Genomic DNA, 18,736 nt, shown 5'->3' on the forward strand with positions numbered 1-18,736 from the left:
CTATTCGATAATGGGAGCAATACGAAAATCACTTCCAACCATAGATTCTCCATACGAAGACTGTAAACCTAAGTAGTAGAGGTCGGCAGCTTTAATATCTAATTGCAACTGTGTATCTTTTTTACTTGCGGCTACTCTACTTACAAGTGGAAGCTGCAAGTCTTTTTTTATGCTCTGCAAATATGCCTGTCCATTCTTGTTCATTGCTAAGGGTCTTATATACGTGGGGAAATCGATTTCTCGCAATTGGTTCCAAGTAAAATCTGTATAAATATGTGTTAGCATCCGCTGAATACGTGTCCATGTAAAACGCTTAGATTTTATCTGTAGCATAAAAGATTGAAAGTTCGTATGTGTTTTTGCCGCTTTCCAAATAGCATTTTCCATCCCTTCGGTAATTTCTGCTATTTGACCAAGCTCTTCTCTAGAGGAGCGAATTATTAGTAATCGTAATGCTGGATAGAACTGTTCCCAACTACCAAAAGATTTGTTATTGCTTTCCCATTCTGTTAATCCTAAAAGGCTTGTACTAGGCATGAAAGCATTTACCTCCGAAAGCTTCTGGCCTTCAAAAAGCAATTTGCGAATACCCGTGGCACTGGCAATAGTTTCTGTTTTCAGAGCATCATCATGATAATTTGCCACGACACGTTGAATTGTCTCTGGCTTAATATCGCTATTTAAATGATTTGCAGCCTGTATGTAATGGTATCCTAATATATTATTGGGTTTAGATAAATCTACTAATCGAACCGTCGTAGCTTCAGAAATTTCATTATAGGCTTCATTTAACGCTTTAGGATAACTAATGCCTTTTTTCATATAACTTGCAATTGCCGTATTATATTCGTCTTTTTTGGTTAATAATAGATTATAGGTTTCTTGAAATGCTTCTAATGTTCCCTCTTCACTGCCGAAACAAAAGGAATGACATTTTAAAGCATCTAACAAGAAAATAGCACCTTTAGCAAAATCACTTGCCTGGGCAGTTGCAAATGCATAGGGAAGTTCAATTACTAAGTCAACACCCGCTGCAACGGCCATTTTTGATCGAGTCCATTTGTCAACAAGTGCTGGTTCGCCGCGCTGTAGAAAGTTCCCAGACATCACGGCAATGATAATATCGCTATTCGTTTTGATGCGGGTTTGTTGCAAATGGTGTAAATGACCGTTATGAAATGGATTATATTCTACAACAATTCCAGTTGCTTTCATATTCAAATCAAATCCTTTCTTTTATGCAAGTATAATGTTAAAATATTGTAGTGACAAGAAATTATCTTGACATCTAAATTCAGTCATTATATAATCAACTTTGTTGTCTTGAGGTGATAATCGTATGAAATGGACAATTCATCAGCTATCTAAATATCGTGAGAACGGACTAACTTTAGATGAATTCGTGGAACTCGAAAACGTGAAGAAGCGGAACCAAGACGTTCGAAGGATTTCAGCCGTTCACGTAAAAGGGCACTGCACATTTGGTGCAGCGCAAATGACTTGTCACTTTCAGCTTTCTGGAACTCTTATTTTACCGTGTGCACGCACATGGGAGGATGTAGAATTTCCATTTGAGATTGAATCTGATGAAATCTTCAACTGGTCTGAGTCAGCATTAACTTCTGCTAGCGACTATGATAATTTTCATGTAGTAGAAGGAGATGTTATTAACGTTGACCCAGTTCTAGAAGAATTAATTCTTCTGGAAATTCCAATGCAAGTGTATAAAGAAGGTGCAGACCACTTTAGACATGAGGGTGGAAATGGTTGGAGCTATGCAACAGATGAAGAACTTAAAGAAATGCAGGAAGATGAACAACCAAAAGTAGATCCAAGACTTGCTGATTTAGCAAAGTATTTTGATCAGACAGACGAATAATAGATCTGTAAGGAGGTGCCACCTATGGCAGTACCAGCTAGAAGAACTTCTAAAACTGTAAAAAGAAAACGCCGTACACATTTTAAATTATCCGTACCTGGTATGGTTGCTTGTTCAAACTGTGGTGAAATGAAATTGGCTCACCGTATTTGTAAATCTTGCGGTCAATACAAAGGGAAAGAAGTATTGAGCAAATAATTCAGTATTTGTTCCTTAAAAGACTACCAAAGAGATCATGGCTCTTGGGTAGTCTTTTTTTCTATATATATTTTAAAAAGGGGTGTCAGAATATGGATTATACTATAGTAAAAAAAGATGAAATTATCATTTTTGAAATAAATAGAGCTGCCATTCATAATGCGATAAATATGGAAGTCTTAGCAGGTTTTAAAGAATTAGTACATACAGTGAAAAATGATAGTTCGATCAAACTAGCAGTAATTACTGGAGCAGGTGATAAGTCTTTTTGTTCTGGTGGTGATTTATCTGTTCTTCACAAGTTAAAAACAGAGCAAGAATCATTTGAAATGTTAAGTGAGGCGGCAACTATTTTGTATGACGTCGCTACAATGACTATTCCAACATTAGCATTAGTTAACGGAACTGCAGTTGGTGGAGGCTGTGAGATTGCAACCTTATGTGATTATCGTTTAGTAAAGAAAGATGCAAGATGTGGATTCATACAAGGTCAGTTGGCCATTACTTCTGGATGGGGTGGTGGAACCTATCTATGGGAAAAAGGAATGCGTCAGGATCACACTCTCCAAATGCTTACTGAAGCGGTACCTTACTCATCTGACAAACTTCAAACTATTGGGTGGGTAACGGAAATTTTTGAAGGACATAAATATACAGCACTTGAAGCTTTTGTGCAAAGAATGATTGTGCCTCATGAGACTGTAATAAGAGCATACAAAATGCAATTAATACGTAAGTGGGAGCAGTCAAAATTATACGAAAGAATTATGGAAGAGGTAAGAACTTGTTCTGTTCTTTGGGAGCAGGAAGTACATCACGATGCGGTCAATTCATTTTTATCTAAAAAGAAATAATATGAGAGTCTATTTGCACCCACTTTGCATATATTAATAAAAAAGCAAAGGGTGATCCAGATGAATGTGAAATTGAGAAAAGATAGTTGGACTGAGGAAGAAGATAATCTTCTAAAAGAAATAATTTTGAATAAAATTAATCAAGGCCACACGCAAATTTCTGGTTTTCAAGAAGCAAGTGTATTACTTGGTAGATCTAAGCAAGCCTGTGCATTCCGGTGGAACAAAAATCTACGCCCTCAAATTATGAAAAAAGAACATAAACCAACTTCTTATTCTACTAAAGAGGCAGCAGATTCCTCCTCCCTTCAAAACCATTTGCAACTGGCGATGGAAAGTTACGATGAGATGAAGCATTCTTATAATGAAATTTCAAGTGCATACAATTTGTTGAAAAATGATTATGAACAGCTTTTAAACTGGGTTAAACAAGGTATTACGCATATTGAACGCAAGTAAAAGAAGCCTTTTTATAGGGCTTCTTTTGTTGTTCCTGGGGAGACAAAGCAGAATTTAGTTGAAATCGCTTTCAACAATCGTATAGACTAATATAGATGGGGGAAATGTTCAAACGAAGGGGGAAGTAAGATGAAGAAAGTATTAATCGCCAATAGGGGAGAAATCGCAAGACGTATTATTAAAACATGTAAGCGATTAAATATTGAAACAGTAGCAATCTATTCAGAAGCTGATAAAGATTTACCTTATGTGAAAGAAGCGGACTATGCTTTTGAGATTGGCCCGAGTCAAGTTCAGCAATCCTATTTAAAAGTAGATGATATTATCGCTCTTGCAAAAAGAGAAAAAGTGGATGCGATTCATCCGGGATATGGTTTTTTATCAGAGAATGCTGATTTTGCTCGTAAAGCAGAGGCTGAAGGTATAGTTTTTATCGGTCCTAGTCCTGATACAATGGAAAAAATGGGAGATAAAATCGAGTCAAGAATTACAATGATCAATGCAAACGTGCCAGTTGTCCCAGGAACAGAAGCGGGACTTGCTTCTGTAGAAGATGCAATTACGGCAGCTTCTTCGATTGGATATCCAATCATGCTTAAGGCAAGTGCAGGGGGTGGCGGCATAGGGATGATTCGTTGTGATGATGAAGAGACCCTCCTTAAACATTTTGAATCGATTAAAACACGAGCAAAATCGTATTTTGGTAGTGATGTAGTTTTTCTTGAAAAGTTCATTGATTCCTCTAGACATATTGAAGTGCAGATTTTTGGGGATACACATGGTAATATCGTTCATTTATTTGAACGAAATTGTTCGGTTCAGCGTCGTAACCAAAAAGTTCTAGAAGAGGCACCTTCTCCGAACTTCCCACAAGAAGCAAGAGAGAAATTATGGGAAGCTGCTGTGAATGCAGCGAAAGCTGTAAATTATATAAATGCTGGAACGGTAGAATTTATAGTAGATCATAATCATCAGTTTTACTTTTTAGAGATGAATACTCGACTGCAAGTAGAGCATCCCATTACCGAAGCTATCACTGGGTTCGATTTAGTGGAATGGCAGTTAAGAGTTGCTGCCGGGGAAGAACTACCTGTGAGAGACCAAGCTTCGATAAAGTCTAATGGACATGCGATAGAGTTTAGAATATATGCAGAGGATCCAAAAACATTTTTCCCATCACCTGGAACTATTACAGTTCAAAATTGGGAAACAGATGAGGATGTCCGGATTGATGCTGGTTATGCAGAAGGTGACAAAGTTACACCATTCTATGATCCGATGATTTCTAAGGTTATTATCCATGCAGAAAATAGAAAATTAGCAATAGAGTCTGCACAAAAAGTATTCTCTTCTGCTAAAATAGAAGGTGTGAAAACAAATATTCCACTATTCCAACAGTTCTTGGATGATGAGAGTTTCATCAGTGGGGAGTATTCAACATCCGTTTTAGGGGAATGGATGGACAAACAAAGGGAGGAAGTTTCAAAATGAAAAATTTAGAATCGACTATGGCAGGTACAGTATTTACTGTAAATGTAGCAATTGGAGAAGAAGTGGCAGCTGGACAAGTAGTAATGGTGTTGGAATCCATGAAAATGGAGATTCCAATTGAAGCAGAAACAGCGGGTAAAATTGCCACAATCAATGCAAATGAAGGCGACTTCGTCAATGAAGGCGATGTATTAGTAACGTTTGAATAAAGGGGGTTTTACAACGTGGGAGAAACAAAAGCGTATAATGATAGATTAGAAGAAAAACTGGCATCTGTTTACTCAGGGGGACAAGCAAAATACCATGAAAAGATGAAAGAGCAAAACAAATTATTTGTACGAGATCGTTTAGCGTTACTTTTTGATAATGGGGAATACATCGAAGATGGTCGCTTTGCGAATGTGGAAGCAGGAGATTTGCCAGCAGATGGTGTTGTGACTGCTACCGGTAAAGTAAATGGGCAAACTGTTTGTGTCATGGCAAATGATTCCACTGTGAAAGCTGGGTCGTGGGGATCGCGTACTGTAGAAAAGATTATTCGTATCCAAGAAATAGCAGAAAAAAATAGAGTACCAATGTTGTATCTAGTAGACTCAGCGGGTGCGCGTATTACCGATCAGCTAGATATGTTTCCAAATAGACGAGGAGCAGGAAGGATATTCCATAACCAAGTAAGGCTATCAGGGTTCATTCCACAAATTTGCCTATTATTTGGTCCTTCCGCAGCTGGGGGAGCTTATATCCCTGCTTTTTGTGATATTGTCTTTATGGTTGAAGGCAATGCTTCGATGTATTTAGGCTCACCTCGTATGGCAGAGAAAGTAATCGGTGAAAAAGTGACGCTAGAAGAGATGGGTGGAGCCCGTATGCACTGCACAGTCAGTGGAGTAGGGGACGTTCTTGTTTCAACAGAAGAAGAAGCAATTTCCGAGGCTAAACGCTATTTGGACTTCTTCCCGGCGAATTATACGGAGAAACCAAAACAAGTGGAACCTAAAGCCATTAAAGAAGGAAGAACACTAGAAGCAATCATTCCTGAAAATCAAAACGCGCCATTTGATATGTACGAAGCAATTGAAGCAATTATCGATGAAGGTACGTTCTTTGATGTGAAGAAGTTGTTTGCTCCTGAGTTAATTACAGGCTTAGCGCGAATTGATGGAAGAGCAGTAGGAATTATTGCCAATCAACCAAAAGCTAAAGGTGGAGTACTATTCGTAGATTCAGCGGATAAGGCTACAAAATTCATCTCACTGTGTGATGCGTTTTCAATTCCGCTACTATTCTTAGCGGATGTTCCTGGGTTTATGATAGGAACGAAAGTAGAACGTGCTGGAATTATAAGACATGGGGCGAAGCTTATTGCAGCAATGAGTTCTGCAACAGTTCCAAAAATATCTGTTATAGTACGTAAAGCATACGGAGCAGGTTTATATGCAATGGCTGGTCCTGCATTTGAGCCGGATGTATGCATTGCCTTGCCTACAGCTCAAATAGCTGTGATGGGCCCAGAAGCGGCAGTAAATGCTGTGTACTCAAACAAAATTGAGGCAATCGAAGATCCAAAAGAACGTCTGAAATTTGTTCAACAAAAACATGCGGAATATAAAGAGGAAATTGATATTTATAAACTTGCTTCTGAAATGATTATCGATGAAATTGTAGCACCAAGCGATTTACGCGCAGAACTTGCAAATCGACTACGTTTTTATGAAGATAAACAAATAGTAAATGCACCTCGAAAACATCCGGTGCTTCCTGTATAATAATGATAAAGCTAAGGTCTACCTCAGAGGTAGACCTTTTTTAAGAGAAAGTATATATAAATTTACCATAACACTGGGTTTATAGAACTTTTAAGAATGAATAAAACAAATTTAATACTGATTTACGTACGGAGCGAAAATCAACAGCATATCTACGTCTCTGATCTTAGAAGACCAAGAGTCTTTTTTCGGTTTTGCTAGAGTGAAAAAGTACCTGCTTTATTAAAGAACTTGGGGGTGACTTATGAAAATTGGTATTGTTGGTGCAGGAGCGATAGGCATCCTATTTGGTGCATATTTGTCGGAATCAGATCATGACATTACTTTTTTAGTCAGAAAAACTAGTAAAGTCCATCATTTATACATAGAAAAGAAAACGGAAAATCCGAAACAAATTACTTGTGATATAGTTTCGGACATAACTGATTTAAAACAAATGGATCTTATTATTATTGCAGTGAAGTATCATCATCTTACACATTTAGAAGAACAGCTAAATTCTTTACCAAAGCATATCCCTCTTCTGTTTTTGCAAAATGGTTTATCACACATATCTTTTCTACGGAAGTTACCACAAGAAACTGTCCTTATTGGTTCTGTATTACATGGTGCTACGAAAATAAATAATTCCACAGTTCAACACTTAGGAATAGGTCCAACTTATATTGGGTTTTATAAAGGGCAATGGGCTTCGATTAATAGTTTAATGGAGGGTAATAACGAGGAATTCCCTTTGATCTTTTCCGGTGATATCGAACAAATGCTTGTGAAGAAAGCTATGTTAAATTGCTTGATTAATCCTTTGACTACTATTGCTCATGTGACTAATGGGGAGCTTGTTGAAAAGGACTCCTATAAAGCTATATTGAGAGGCATGTACGACGAAATGATGTTTGCTTTTGATGACTGGCGAGAAAGGCTTACATGGGAGGAGGTTGTCTCCCTGTGTGAAAATACCAGGGAAAATCGTTCCTCTATGCTCAAGGACTTTGAGAATGGGCGAATGATGGAGTTAGATACCATTGTTGGAGCTATAATAGAAAAAGCCGCTCAAAGAAATAAAACTTTGCCTATTTTACAAGCATTCTATTTATTATTAAGTGAAATAAACAAAGAAGGTGATTACCGTCGTTAATGTTCTTTCGATTTTTGTAATATACCCAGTAGTCGTGTTTTTGCTTACATTTATCATTTGTAAATTTGTTTTACATAAAAGAAAAAAATCAATAGGCATTGCGTCCGATGTTTCGACTTTCTTTTTATACTTTTCTACTGCTAATTTGTTCTCATTCCTTTTCTCGAAAGGGATTGGTTGGTATCTTATTATTTTTTCCATTATATTAGCGACGATTATGACATGTTTAGACTGGCGTTCTAAAAAAGAAATTGAGATAATTCCATTGTTGAGGAAAATTTGGAGAATCCTATTTTTACTATTATGTTGTTTTTATGCATTTTTATGGTTATTCGGAGTTATCCAATATGTTTTAACCTATATAAGCTAATAATTTTTACACATATATAGTAAGTGTTATACTCTTAAAGTATTTAAAATGATAGCTTTGGTGAATTTTCGCCAAAATGAACTTGAAAATAATAGAGGTGGAAAAAACGTGCGATTAGAGCAGTACACACAACCATTCGCTTCCTCATTTTATAAGAAATATTTGGAGGATGTAGCTAACTTATCTTCTTTCTTTCATTATGAATGGAACCAAAAGGCACTTAACAAAAGGGTTAAAGAAGCTAATTTTACTAAACATAAAAGAACTGAGCTTGCTGATGTAATTACTTCTTATATGAGTGAATATGGTATTTCCAAAAAAAGTAGTCAGCATATAAATGAACTTAAAGACAATGGGGTTGTAGTTATAGGCGGGCAGCAAGCAGGGATTCTTTCTGGACCGTTATATTCAATCCATAAAGCAATTTCGGTTATTACATTGGCAAAACAACAAAGAGAAACTCTAGGAGTACCTGTTATACCTGTTTTTTGGATTGCTGGAGAAGATCATGATATCGATGAGATAAATCATGTATACATAGATAGAAGCCGAACACTTCAAAAGCTTGTTTATCCAGAAAAGTCTCGAACGAAAAAAATTGCATCTGAAGCTACTTTTGACCACCAGTTAATAAAAGAGTATTTGGATGAAATTTTCAAAAGTTTACCCGAAACCTTATATACGAAAGATCTTAAATCTAATGTTTTAGAGCTTTTAGATAATAATTTAACGTATACAAGCTTTTTTACAGCCTTGATGAACGAACTATTTCAAGAGGAAGGTTTACTTTTAATAGACGCTGCGTATGAGCCATTAAGAAAATTGGAAAGTGATTTTTTTCAACTTCAAATATTACATTCTTCAGAACTAGCTAAAGTAGTATTTGAGCATGAAGAAAAAATAGCACTTGAAGGATTTGGTACACCGATACAAGCAAAAGAGTCAGCGGCTCATTTGTTTTATGTTGAAGCAGGAGAGCGTTTCTTATTAGAACGAGTGAACAATCAATTTGTTCATGAGGCAAAGGGAATCTCATTTACGTTGGACGAGATGATGGAAATTGCAAGAGAACATCCGGAGAAGTTAAGTAATAATGTGGTAACTAGACCAATCATGCAGGAAATGGTCTTTCCAGTGCTAAGCTTTATTGCTGGACCAGGCGAGATTGCATACTGGGGCGCATTAAAAACAGCATTTGAGTTGTTTGACATGAAAATGCCAGTTCTAATGCCCCGTATTAGTATTTCGATAGTCAATGCAAATACGCAATCCTTATTAGAAAAGTTATCCTTTACGATTGAAGATGTGTGGGATGGATCTTTACAAGATGCTAAGTTGCACTATATAAATAGCAATCGTAACGAGGAAGTTCCTCACTTGATAGAGGAAATAAAAGCAGATCTTATAGAAAAGTACGGGAAGTTGGAGCAACTTTTGATGAAAGACGGTTTGAAGTTATCTCCATTAGTACAAAAGAATTTAAAAAATCATGAAAAACAATTGAATTTTATTAATAACGCAATTGAAGATACATTCCTTAGTAAGTTAGATGCGACTACTAATCGTTATGATCGTATTAGTATGAACTTAATGCCTAACGATGGTCTTCAAGAACGAACATATACACCGATTCAATTGATGAATGAGTATGGTCCATCTCTGATTAAACAGCTATTAGAAGTACCATATGAATTTAATGGTAAACATCATGTGATTTATTTATAATTTGTATCCCCACTTTCATTAGTGGGGATTTTTTTTCTTGTTTTACAGTTTTCCAACTAGAGAGCCCAAGATTCCAACTAGAGAGCCCAAGATTCCAACTAAACGTGCCAAAATCCCAACTAAGGGTACCAATATTCCAACTAACGACTAAATAGAGCTTCCTTCGCTTGGATTCTTGTCACTTGCCCCCACTTTTAAGATAATTCCTTCCTAATTTCACTGGAAATCGCAATAAACACAGGAACTTTTCCAAACTTTTCATGTATCAAAGTTATGGGATTTCTTTGTAGAATTTACTAGAAAACGTGTCTCAACAAGTACTAATTACACATTTTAAAGAAATATCGTCCTGTTTTTAAAAAAACGGTGGAGGAAAGTGGGGCGTTGTGGTATGTTAATGACATAAAGTGGGGTGAGTAGCATGTTCATGGGCGAATATCAACATAACGTTGATGCAAAGGGACGGTTAATAATACCATCCAAATTTCGAGAACACTTAGATGACAGTTTTGTCCTTACACGTGGTCTTGATAATTGCTTATTTGGTTATCCTATGAATGAATGGCGAAAACTCGAAGACAAACTTAAAGAACTTCCTGTAACGAAGAAAGATGCTCGAGCATTTACTCGTTTTTTCTTTTCCGGTGCAACCGAAGTAGAAATAGACAAGCAAGGGCGTATCAACATTCCGAGTAATCTCAGAAGTTATGCGAAGATGGATAAGGAATGTATCGTACTTGGAGTGTCAAATCGGCTTGAAATTTGGGCTAAAGATGCTTGGGAAAATTATTTTGTGGAGTCTGAGGATTCTTTCAATGATATTGCAGAAAATATGATTGGCTTTGATATATAACTCATCTAACTGGGTTTGTCCCGGTGGATTGCATTAAAGTCTAGACAAATGTCTTGGATTTCAGAGTTAAAGTTTAACTAGGAATAAATACGCCAAGATGTATTTTATTAAGAGGAGGAGAAACGCTTGTTTCATCATACGACCGTATTACTAAAAGAAACAGTAGATGGACTAGCTATTCGTCCTGATGGGATCTATGTGGATTGCACGCTAGGCGGAGCTGGTCACAGTGAATACTTAGTACAACAATTAAATGAAAAAGGTAGACTAATTTGCTTTGATCAAGATATGACTGCCATTGAAAATGCAAAGCTAAAACTTGCACCTTATTTAGACAAAGTTACCTTTGTCCATGCAAATTTTCGTTATCTAAAAGATGAACTTAACCAAATTGGTATTGAAAAGGTTGATGGGATTTTATATGACTTAGGTGTATCCTCTCCCCAATTAGACACACCGGAGCGAGGGTTTAGTTATAACTACGATGCCCCGTTAGATATGCGAATGGATCAAACAAGTGAGTTAACTGCTTACCATGTAGTCAATGATTGGCCATATGAAAAATTACTTAAGATATTTTTCCGTTACGGAGAAGAAAAGTTTTCTAAACAAATTGCGCGCAAAATTGAGAAGGCAAGAGAAGTTGAACCAATTGCTACCACTTTCCAACTTGTTGAGCTTATAAAAGAAGGTATTCCAGCTGCTGCTAGAAGAACGGGTGGACATCCTGCTAAACGAATTTTCCAGGCGATCCGAATTGCTGTAAATGATGAATTAGGTGCAGCAGAAGACTCACTAGAAGATGCAATTAAGCTTATAAAAGTAGGAGGAAGAGTAAGTGTTATTACCTTCCATTCCTTAGAAGATAGATTAACTAAAACAATTTTCAAAGAAGCATCTTCTTTACCAGAGTTACCACCAAATTTACCAATGATTCCAGCTGGTATGGAGCCAATGTTGAGAGTGGTTACAAGGAAACCGATAGTCCCTTCGGAAGAAGAGTTGGCAGTAAATAATCGCTCTCGTTCGGCTAAGTTACGTATTGTGGAAAAATTAATCGAAAAGGGAAGTGTCTAAATGGCTTTACGTAAACAGCAATCACAAACATACATACCACGCCCTTCTTACACTGAACAACCACAGGTACAGAAGCAGGCGAAAAAAAGTAATAATCTTATTTCTAAAGGAGAAAAAATACTATTAGTCGGGTTGTTAGCAATAGTTACTGCTTTATCTGTCATGATTATTCAAACGGAAAGCGCTGTGCGAGCAACTACTACAGATATTGCACTAATGGAAAAGGAAATTGACTCTACTATAAAAAATAATACTGACTTATCAGTACAAGTAAATGAATTATCTACCTATGACCGTATTTGGAAAAAGGCGGAAGAGCTCGGTTTGAAACTGAATGAGCAAAACGTTAAGGTAGTGCCAGGACAATGAATAAGAAATTTCGTTTTCAATGGGGAGCCTTTCTAATGTTTTTATTATATGGAGGGCTCTTTTTCTTATTACTTAGTCGTTTTGTATTTATACAATATACGGGTACTGCTGAAGGTCAAGTATTATCAACGAAGGCAGAGCACAAGTATAGTAGAGAACAGGTTCTTCAAGCTAGTAGAGGGAAAATAGTTGATCGTAACGGCGAGATAATAGCACAGGATACACTTAGCTATAAAATGATCGCTGTCATTAGCCCGAACGCTTCTAACAATAGTGGTATACAAAGGCATGTTAGTGATCCAGCTAACACGGCCAAAGTTTTAGCAAAATATATTGATATGACAGAACAAGAGATTGCTAGTTTACTAGAGAAAAGTATAAAATCCGAGAAATACCAAGTTGAATTTGGTAAAGCTGGCAGGGATATTAGCAACAAAGTTATGGAAGAGATAAAAAGCAACAAACTACCTGGAATAATTTTTATCGAAGATTTAAAAAGATTATATCCTAATGGTCAGTTTGCTTCGCATTTGATAGGTTTTGCTTTAAAGGAAGAGAAAGAAGATGGAACAGCTGAACCTGTTGGCAAAATGGGTCTCGAATATATTTACGATGAAGAGTTAACCGGCACTCCTGGGAAAGTCGAATTCAAAAGTGATACTAAAGGCTTCTTACTACCGAATGCTGAGAAGATGGTGACAGAAGCTAAAAATGGCTTAGACATCTACCTCACTTTAGATAAAACCATACAAAACTTTTTAGAAGAAGCGATGAATACGGCACAAGAAAAATATAATCCAGAACGGATTACGGCTGTTGTAGCAGATCCAAAAACTGGGGAAATATTAGCTATGTCCCAGCGCCCTTCCTTTGAACCGAATACAAGAGAAGGATTATCTACTAACTGGCTAAATGAAGTAACTGAGCAAACGATTGAGCCAGGATCTACCTTTAAGATATTCACATTAGCCGCCGCTATCGAAGAAGGGGTCTGGGCACCTAATGCTACATATAAATCGGGTTCCTATAAGATCTTTGATAGAACTATAAGGGATCATAATGTAGTAGGGTGGGGGAATATAACGTATTTAGAAGGTTTCCAACGTTCATCCAATGTTTCAATGGCGTACTTGCTTAACCAAATAGGAGAGGAAACGTTCAATGAATATATTAAACTCTTTGGATTTGGAGAGAAGACGGGTATAGACCTTCCCAGCGAAGCAACTGGAATTATAGCAAATGCTGGTCCAGTTGAACGTATAACTACAACATATGGTCAGGGAACAACCGTAACACCTATACAAATGGTGCAAGGAATGACTGCTATAGCAAATGAAGGGAAGATGATGCAGCCCTTTATAATTGATAAAATTGTCAATCCTAATACTAATGATGTAGTGGAGAATCATAAAGAGGTTGAAAAGAAATCTCCTATTTCTGCAGAAACTGCGCAGCAGGTAAAAGAAATATTGGCAAGTACGGTAACGTCAGAAAAAGGTACTGCCCAGAAATTTAAGTTGAATGGATATACTTCAGCAGGTAAAACTGGTACTGCTCAAATATCAAAACCTGGAGGGGGCTACTACTGGGGAAGAAATGATTTCCTCTATTCTTTCTTAGGAATGGCTCCTGTAGAGGATCCGCAGTTAATTGTTTATGTGATGGTTCATCGACCAAAATTGGAAATGACGGAAACTGGTTCTGATACAACATCCGAAATTTTCAACGCAGTGACAGAAAGAAGCTTGAAATATTTAAATATTGAGCCGGAAAACTTGGAACTTGCAAAATCAATTGAAATGCCGAATGTAGTTGGGGAAGATTTAATGGCAAGTCAAAGTAAATTGGAAGCACAAGGATTAAAGACAGTAGTTATCGGTCAGTCGGATAAGGTAGAAGAACAATATCCAGCGGCAAAAACAAGTGCTATTTCAAATAGTATAGTCTTTCTAAAGGGACAGGGTGATATTCAATTACCTGACTTTAAAGGTTGGTCGAAAAGGAATATTATGATATATAAATCGTTATCTAAGTTACCAATAGAAATTGTTGGAGAAGGTTTTGTAAATGAACAGAGCTTGACTGGAGGATCGATCGTAACTGCAGATACTCCAATCGTCGTGAAACTTGCAACTCCAGCAGAAGTAACAAATAATAAGGAAAATTTAGACGAATCACAAACTGATTTACCTCAGGACTAAATAGGGATAGAATAGTTAGTGTCATTTTCTCATAAGTTATCTAAAACGGACTAAAGGGGATTTGGCAATTTCAAAGTTAAAACAAATTGTACGTCTGCGCCTGATTTGGATTATGATTATTTTTTTGTTCGTCCTAGTTCTTCTCAAATTAGTTCAGCTTCAATTTTTCCAATTTGATGAGCTTACGACAAAGGCAAAAGAAAGCTGGGATAGAGAACTACCTTATGCTTCTCTCCGTGGGAATATTTTAGACCGTAATGGAGAAGTTATCGTAGGAAACAAGCTTGCACCGACATTATTTTATATGCCTTCTCAAAATGAGAATCCAGAGCAAGTAGCTGAGGAAATTGGTTCCTTAATAGGGATGGACAAAAGTGAGCTTTTAGAGCAAATAAACAAAAGAGCATACTTGGTGAAAATTGCACCTAAAGGAAAAAATATCTCGAGCGAACTTGCTATGGAAATACAAGATAAGAATATTAAAGGTTTGTATGCAGGAGTCGATTATTTAAGAGACTATCCATATGGCAATATGTTATCTAGATTAATAGGTTTTACTGGTTATGATGCACAAGGGCTTGCGGGAATCGAGTACCAATATGATTCTATTTTAAAAGGCAAATCCTCTGCTGTACGAATGTTTACCGACGCAAAAGGAGTACCACTTCCACATGTGGACGATGGATGGAAAAATGGTGTAAAAGGCAATCATGTTCAGTTGACAGTGGATTTAGATATTCAGCAAGTAGTAGAACGTGAGTTATCGCAAGCTATGCAGAAATATGAAGCGACACAAGCGATTGCAATTGTTATGAACCCCAAAAATGGTGAAATATTAGCACTTGCTTCTGCTCCTAATTTCGATCCGTCGGACTATCAAGAGGTGGATTCGACCGTTTACAATCGTAACTTACCGGTCTGGATGACTTTTGAACCTGGTTCAACTTTTAAGATTATTACATTGAGTGCGGCATTAGAAGAGAATGTAGTAGACTTACAGAATGATCACTTTCATGATAAAGGATATACCATGGTAGAAGGCTCTAGGCTTCGTTGCTGGAAAAGATCAGGACATGGAAATCAAACATTTTTAGAAGTTGTTGAAAATTCTTGCAACCCTGGTTTTATTGAGTTAGGAAATAGAGTAGGCGCAGAGAAGTTACAAGAATACATACGTAACTTTGGGTTCGGTAAATCTACAGGTTCAGGGATGGCAGGGGAATCCTCGGGTATTCTATTTAGTAAAGAGAACTTTGGACCAGTTGAACACGCCACAACCTCTTTTGGTCAAGGTATTTCAGTCACCCCTATTCAACAAGTGCAAGCTGTAGCTGCGGCAGTAAATGGTGGGTATCTATATAAGCCATTTATTGTAAAAAATACAATAGATGGTGAAACAAACGAAATCTTATCAAGTAGTGAACCAGAGATGAAGCGTCAAGTTATTAGTGAGGAAACTTCAGCCATTGTGCGAGATGCTCTGGAACATGTAGTTGCGGAGGGGTCGGGTAGAAATGCTTATCGTGATCAACTTCGAATTGGTGGCAAGACAGGTACAGCGCAAAAAGTTCAAAATGGCCGGTATATGGATGGAGAGTACATTGTATCCTTTATAGGTTTTGCACCAGCAGATAATCCAGAACTTATCGTATATGTTGCGATCGACAACCCTAAACACAGCACTCAATTCGGGGGAGTAATAGCAGCACCTATTGTTGGTCAAATTTTGGAAGATTCACTGAAGACAAAAGGAAGCGGCACCCAGATAGAAAAAGAGTATAGATGGGGAGATGTAGAGCAAGTACGTACACCGAACCTGGTAGGAACAAAAAGGAAGGAAATAACGTCCTATATGTATCCTTTCAATATTGTTTGGCATGGTGATGGAGACGAAATAATTTCTCAACTGCCAAAAGAAAATGGGCTCATCCCATTAGATGGAACAATTCATGTATACACAAATAAATAAAATAGTACATTCATTAATAGTTGATCGTATTTAAGGAGATTTTTTTATGACATTGTCTACAACGGTTATTACACTTATTGTTAGTTTTATCCTTACAGTTATTCTTGCTCCAATTGTTATTCCTTATTTAAGAAGGATGAAATTTGGTCAAAGCATAAGAGAAGAAGGCCCTCAGTCGCATCAAGTAAAGGCAGGTACACCTACAATGGGAGGGCTGATTTTCTTAACCTCCATCATTATCTCAACACTTGCTCTATCCCTTTATTTTGATAAATTAACGACTCAGTCCATTGTTTTGTTAGTTATCCTAGTAGGTTTTGGTGTTATTGGATTTTTGGATGATTTTATAAAAGTCGTTTTAAAAAGAAATTTAGGCTTAACATCTATCCAGAAACTAATTGGTCAAATTATTATTGCGATCATTGCCTACTTCTTATTAAAACAAGGACCCTTTGATACAAATATAGTTATACCATTTACAGAAATGGAACTTCAATTAGATCAATTGTATATTGCATTTCTTATCTTTTGGCTAGTTGGTTTTTCAAATGCCGTTAATTTGACAGATGGCTTAGATGGATTAGTTGCAGGAACAGCAACAGTTGCCTTTGCAGCATTTGGTGTTCTAGCGCTTGCTTATGAACAGAGTGATATAGCTATATTTACATTCTGTGTATCAGGAGCACTTTTAGGGTTTTTATTGTTTAACAAATATCCAGCAAAAGTGTTTATGGGAGATACGGGTTCTCTTGCATTAGGTGGTGCGCTGGCCATGGTATCTATTCTAGTGAAACATGAATTATTATTGCTAATTGTTGGGATTATCTTTGTAATTGAAACGTTATCGGTGATATTACAAGTGATTAGCTTTAAAACAACGGGCAAACGTATATTCAAAATGAGTCCGATTCACCATCACTTTGAATTGTCGGGTTGGAATGAACGTAAAATAGTTACTGTGTTCTGGGCAATAGGTTTCATAGCTGCAATGATTGTAGTCTGCTTGGAGGTTTTGTGAGATGAAGAAATTACCACATGTAGTTCATAAAAAAATACTTGTTTTAGGTTTGGCAAAAAGCGGTACTGCAGCAGCTGAAACGCTACATGACTTAGGAGCATTTGTTACTGTGAATGATGCTAAGCCATTCGAGCAAAATGAAAATGCTCAGTACTTGTTATCAAAAGGTTTAACAGTTATTTGTGGAAGTCATCCGGAAGATATCTTAGATGAAGGCTTTAGTTTAATCGTCAAGAATCCTGGAATACCTTATAACAATCCAGTTATTACAGAGGCAAATAAAAGAGGAATACCTGTATGGACAGAAGTAGAACTTGCGTATCGTATTAGCGATGCTCCAATGATCGGAATAACCGGTTCAAATGGAAAGACTACAACTACTACATTGATATTTGAAATGCTTGCAGCTGCCGATAAAAAGCCCAAAATAGCTGGTAATATTGGTACAGTTGCAACTACTGTTGCAAAAGAAGCGACAGCAGAGAATATTATCGTAACCGAATTATCTTCATTTCAGCTTATGGGTACAGAAGAGTTAAAGCCAAAAGTTTCTGTACTACTTAACTTATATGAAGCGCATTTAGATTACCATAAAGATTTCCAGGAATATACAGATGCTAAATTTAAAATTACCCAACAACAAGATGCTACTGATTGGCTAGTTTATAATGGAGAACAGCAAATAGTGAAAGACTATGCTCAAATGAGTAAGGCAGCCAAAATACCTTTTTATGTTAGTAGTAAGACAAAAGAGGGTATAAGTGCAGATGAGCTATACGTCTACTGGAACGGTGAACGATTATTTGAACGATCTATTATTGCGCTGAGAGGTAAGCATAATTTAGAGAATGTACTTGCTGCGACAGCGACAGCATTACTGATGAAATGTCCTATTGAAGCTATTATACAAGTATTATCAACATTCCACGGGGTTAAACATCGTACTCAATTCATCAGGGAATGGAAGGGTCGTAAATTTTATAATGACTCAAAAGCTACAAATGCACTTGCAACTAAAAGTGCTCTAGAAGGTTTTACAGAGCCAGTTATATTAATAGCAGGTGGTGTGGACCGCGGCCATTCATTTGATGAACTTATACCTTACTTAGATCGTGTGAAAGCATTAGTCCATTACGGAGCAACTAAAGATCGATTGCAAAAGTTTGGAGAAGAGCAAGGAATCTCCTCGGTAGTTAGCACAGAAACCTTAGGTGAAGCATTTAAAATAGCATTAGCGACTTCATCCGAAGGGGATATCGTATTGCTTTCACCTTCATGTGCAAGTTGGGATCAATATGAAAGCTTTGAGATTCGTGGAGATGAATTTATCGACCATGTTACATCTTTAAAAGAGTAATGAAAGGATGACCTA

18 protein-coding genes are annotated in these 18,736 nt (G+C 37.0%); 17 read left to right on the forward strand and 1 reads right to left on the reverse strand.

Annotated features, from left to right (window positions below; translation table 11 throughout):
• Nucleotides 1-1,215 carry a nucleotidyltransferase gene (locus MHI40_RS05605; RefSeq protein WP_340761862.1) on the reverse strand — a complete coding sequence of 405 codons (1,215 nt, stop codon included), beginning with the start codon at nt 1,213-1,215 and terminating at the stop codon, nt 1-3.
• Between the two features lie 124 nt (nt 1,216-1,339).
• On the opposite strand from MHI40_RS05605, the gene MHI40_RS05610 reads away from it, so the two are divergent.
• The 17 genes from MHI40_RS05610 to murD all read left to right on the forward strand — a co-directional run bounded on the left by MHI40_RS05610 (nt 1,340) and on the right by murD (nt 18,721).
• Nucleotides 1,340-1,879 carry a YceD family protein gene (locus tag MHI40_RS05610; RefSeq protein ID WP_093535346.1) on the forward strand — a complete coding sequence of 180 codons (540 nt, stop codon included), beginning with the start codon at nt 1,340-1,342 and terminating at the stop codon, nt 1,877-1,879.
• A gap of 24 nt (nt 1,880-1,903) precedes the next feature.
• Complete coding sequence (gene rpmF / locus MHI40_RS05615) at nt 1,904-2,077, forward strand: 50S ribosomal protein L32 (protein WP_090562877.1); 174 nt, start codon at nt 1,904-1,906, stop codon at nt 2,075-2,077.
• A gap of 92 nt (nt 2,078-2,169) precedes the next feature.
• Complete coding sequence (locus MHI40_RS05620; RefSeq protein ID WP_340761863.1) at nt 2,170-2,931, forward strand: enoyl-CoA hydratase/isomerase family protein; 762 nt, start codon at nt 2,170-2,172, stop codon at nt 2,929-2,931.
• Nucleotides 2,932-2,991: 60 nt separating this feature from the next.
• On the forward strand, nt 2,992-3,390 hold the full coding sequence (locus tag MHI40_RS05625; RefSeq protein WP_093535342.1) for a hypothetical protein: 399 nt from the start codon (nt 2,992-2,994) through the stop codon (nt 3,388-3,390).
• 129 nt (nt 3,391-3,519) lie between these two features.
• Nucleotides 3,520-4,881 carry an acetyl-CoA carboxylase biotin carboxylase subunit gene (locus tag MHI40_RS05630; protein ID WP_340761864.1) on the forward strand — a complete coding sequence of 454 codons (1,362 nt, stop codon included), beginning with the start codon at nt 3,520-3,522 and terminating at the stop codon, nt 4,879-4,881.
• Nucleotides 4,878-5,090: an acetyl-CoA carboxylase biotin carboxyl carrier protein subunit gene (locus tag MHI40_RS05635; RefSeq protein ID WP_340761865.1), complete on the forward strand. Its 213-nt coding sequence runs from the start codon at nt 4,878-4,880 to the stop codon at nt 5,088-5,090. The genes MHI40_RS05630 and MHI40_RS05635 overlap by 4 nt, the downstream gene beginning before the upstream one ends.
• 15 nt (nt 5,091-5,105) lie before the next feature.
• Nucleotides 5,106-6,647, forward strand: coding sequence for an acyl-CoA carboxylase subunit beta (locus MHI40_RS05640; protein ID WP_340761866.1), 1,542 nt, complete (start codon nt 5,106-5,108; stop codon nt 6,645-6,647).
• A gap of 244 nt (nt 6,648-6,891) precedes the next feature.
• Entirely contained in the window at nt 6,892-7,782 is an 891-nt protein-coding gene (locus MHI40_RS05645; protein ID WP_340761867.1) for a 2-dehydropantoate 2-reductase, read from the forward strand.
• Nucleotides 7,766-8,152, forward strand: coding sequence for a DUF3397 domain-containing protein (locus MHI40_RS23410; protein WP_445678017.1), 387 nt, complete (start codon nt 7,766-7,768; stop codon nt 8,150-8,152). The genes MHI40_RS05645 and MHI40_RS23410 overlap by 17 nt, the downstream gene beginning before the upstream one ends.
• A 108-nt stretch (nt 8,153-8,260) precedes the next feature.
• The gene (bshC, locus tag MHI40_RS05650; RefSeq protein WP_340761868.1) at nt 8,261-9,877 is read left to right on the forward strand and encodes a bacillithiol biosynthesis cysteine-adding enzyme BshC; all 1,617 of its coding nucleotides are present in this window, start codon (nt 8,261-8,263) and stop codon (nt 9,875-9,877) included.
• Nucleotides 9,878-10,298: 421 nt separating this feature from the next.
• Nucleotides 10,299-10,730 (forward strand): division/cell wall cluster transcriptional repressor MraZ, encoded by a 432-nt coding sequence (gene mraZ, locus MHI40_RS05655; RefSeq protein WP_093535328.1) that lies wholly within the window; start codon nt 10,299-10,301, stop codon nt 10,728-10,730.
• A gap of 126 nt (nt 10,731-10,856) precedes the next feature.
• Nucleotides 10,857-11,807: a 16S rRNA (cytosine(1402)-N(4))-methyltransferase RsmH gene (rsmH, locus tag MHI40_RS05660; RefSeq protein ID WP_093535326.1), complete on the forward strand. Its 951-nt coding sequence runs from the start codon at nt 10,857-10,859 to the stop codon at nt 11,805-11,807.
• Complete coding sequence (gene ftsL, locus MHI40_RS05665; protein ID WP_340761869.1) at nt 11,808-12,176, forward strand: cell division protein FtsL; 369 nt, start codon at nt 11,808-11,810, stop codon at nt 12,174-12,176.
• A 35-nt stretch (nt 12,177-12,211) separates the two neighbouring features.
• Nucleotides 12,212-14,377: a penicillin-binding transpeptidase domain-containing protein gene (locus tag MHI40_RS05670; protein WP_340761870.1), complete on the forward strand. Its 2,166-nt coding sequence runs from the start codon at nt 12,212-12,214 to the stop codon at nt 14,375-14,377.
• 112 nt (nt 14,378-14,489) lie between these two features.
• Nucleotides 14,490-16,346 (forward strand): penicillin-binding transpeptidase domain-containing protein, encoded by a 1,857-nt coding sequence (locus tag MHI40_RS05675; RefSeq protein WP_340761871.1) that lies wholly within the window; start codon nt 14,490-14,492, stop codon nt 16,344-16,346.
• Between the two features lie 46 nt (nt 16,347-16,392).
• Complete coding sequence (gene mraY, locus MHI40_RS05680) at nt 16,393-17,364, forward strand: phospho-N-acetylmuramoyl-pentapeptide-transferase (RefSeq protein WP_340761872.1); 972 nt, start codon at nt 16,393-16,395, stop codon at nt 17,362-17,364.
• A 1-nt stretch (nt 17,365) separates the two neighbouring features.
• Complete coding sequence (murD, locus tag MHI40_RS05685) at nt 17,366-18,721, forward strand: UDP-N-acetylmuramoyl-L-alanine--D-glutamate ligase (protein WP_340761873.1); 1,356 nt, start codon at nt 17,366-17,368, stop codon at nt 18,719-18,721.
• The last annotated feature ends 15 nt before the right edge of the window (nt 18,722-18,736 follow it).

Origin of the sequence: Psychrobacillus sp. FSL H8-0510, assembly GCF_038008345.1 — a bacterium.
In the GTDB taxonomy this organism is placed as follows: domain Bacteria; phylum Bacillota; class Bacilli; order Bacillales_A; family Planococcaceae; genus Psychrobacillus; species Psychrobacillus psychrotolerans.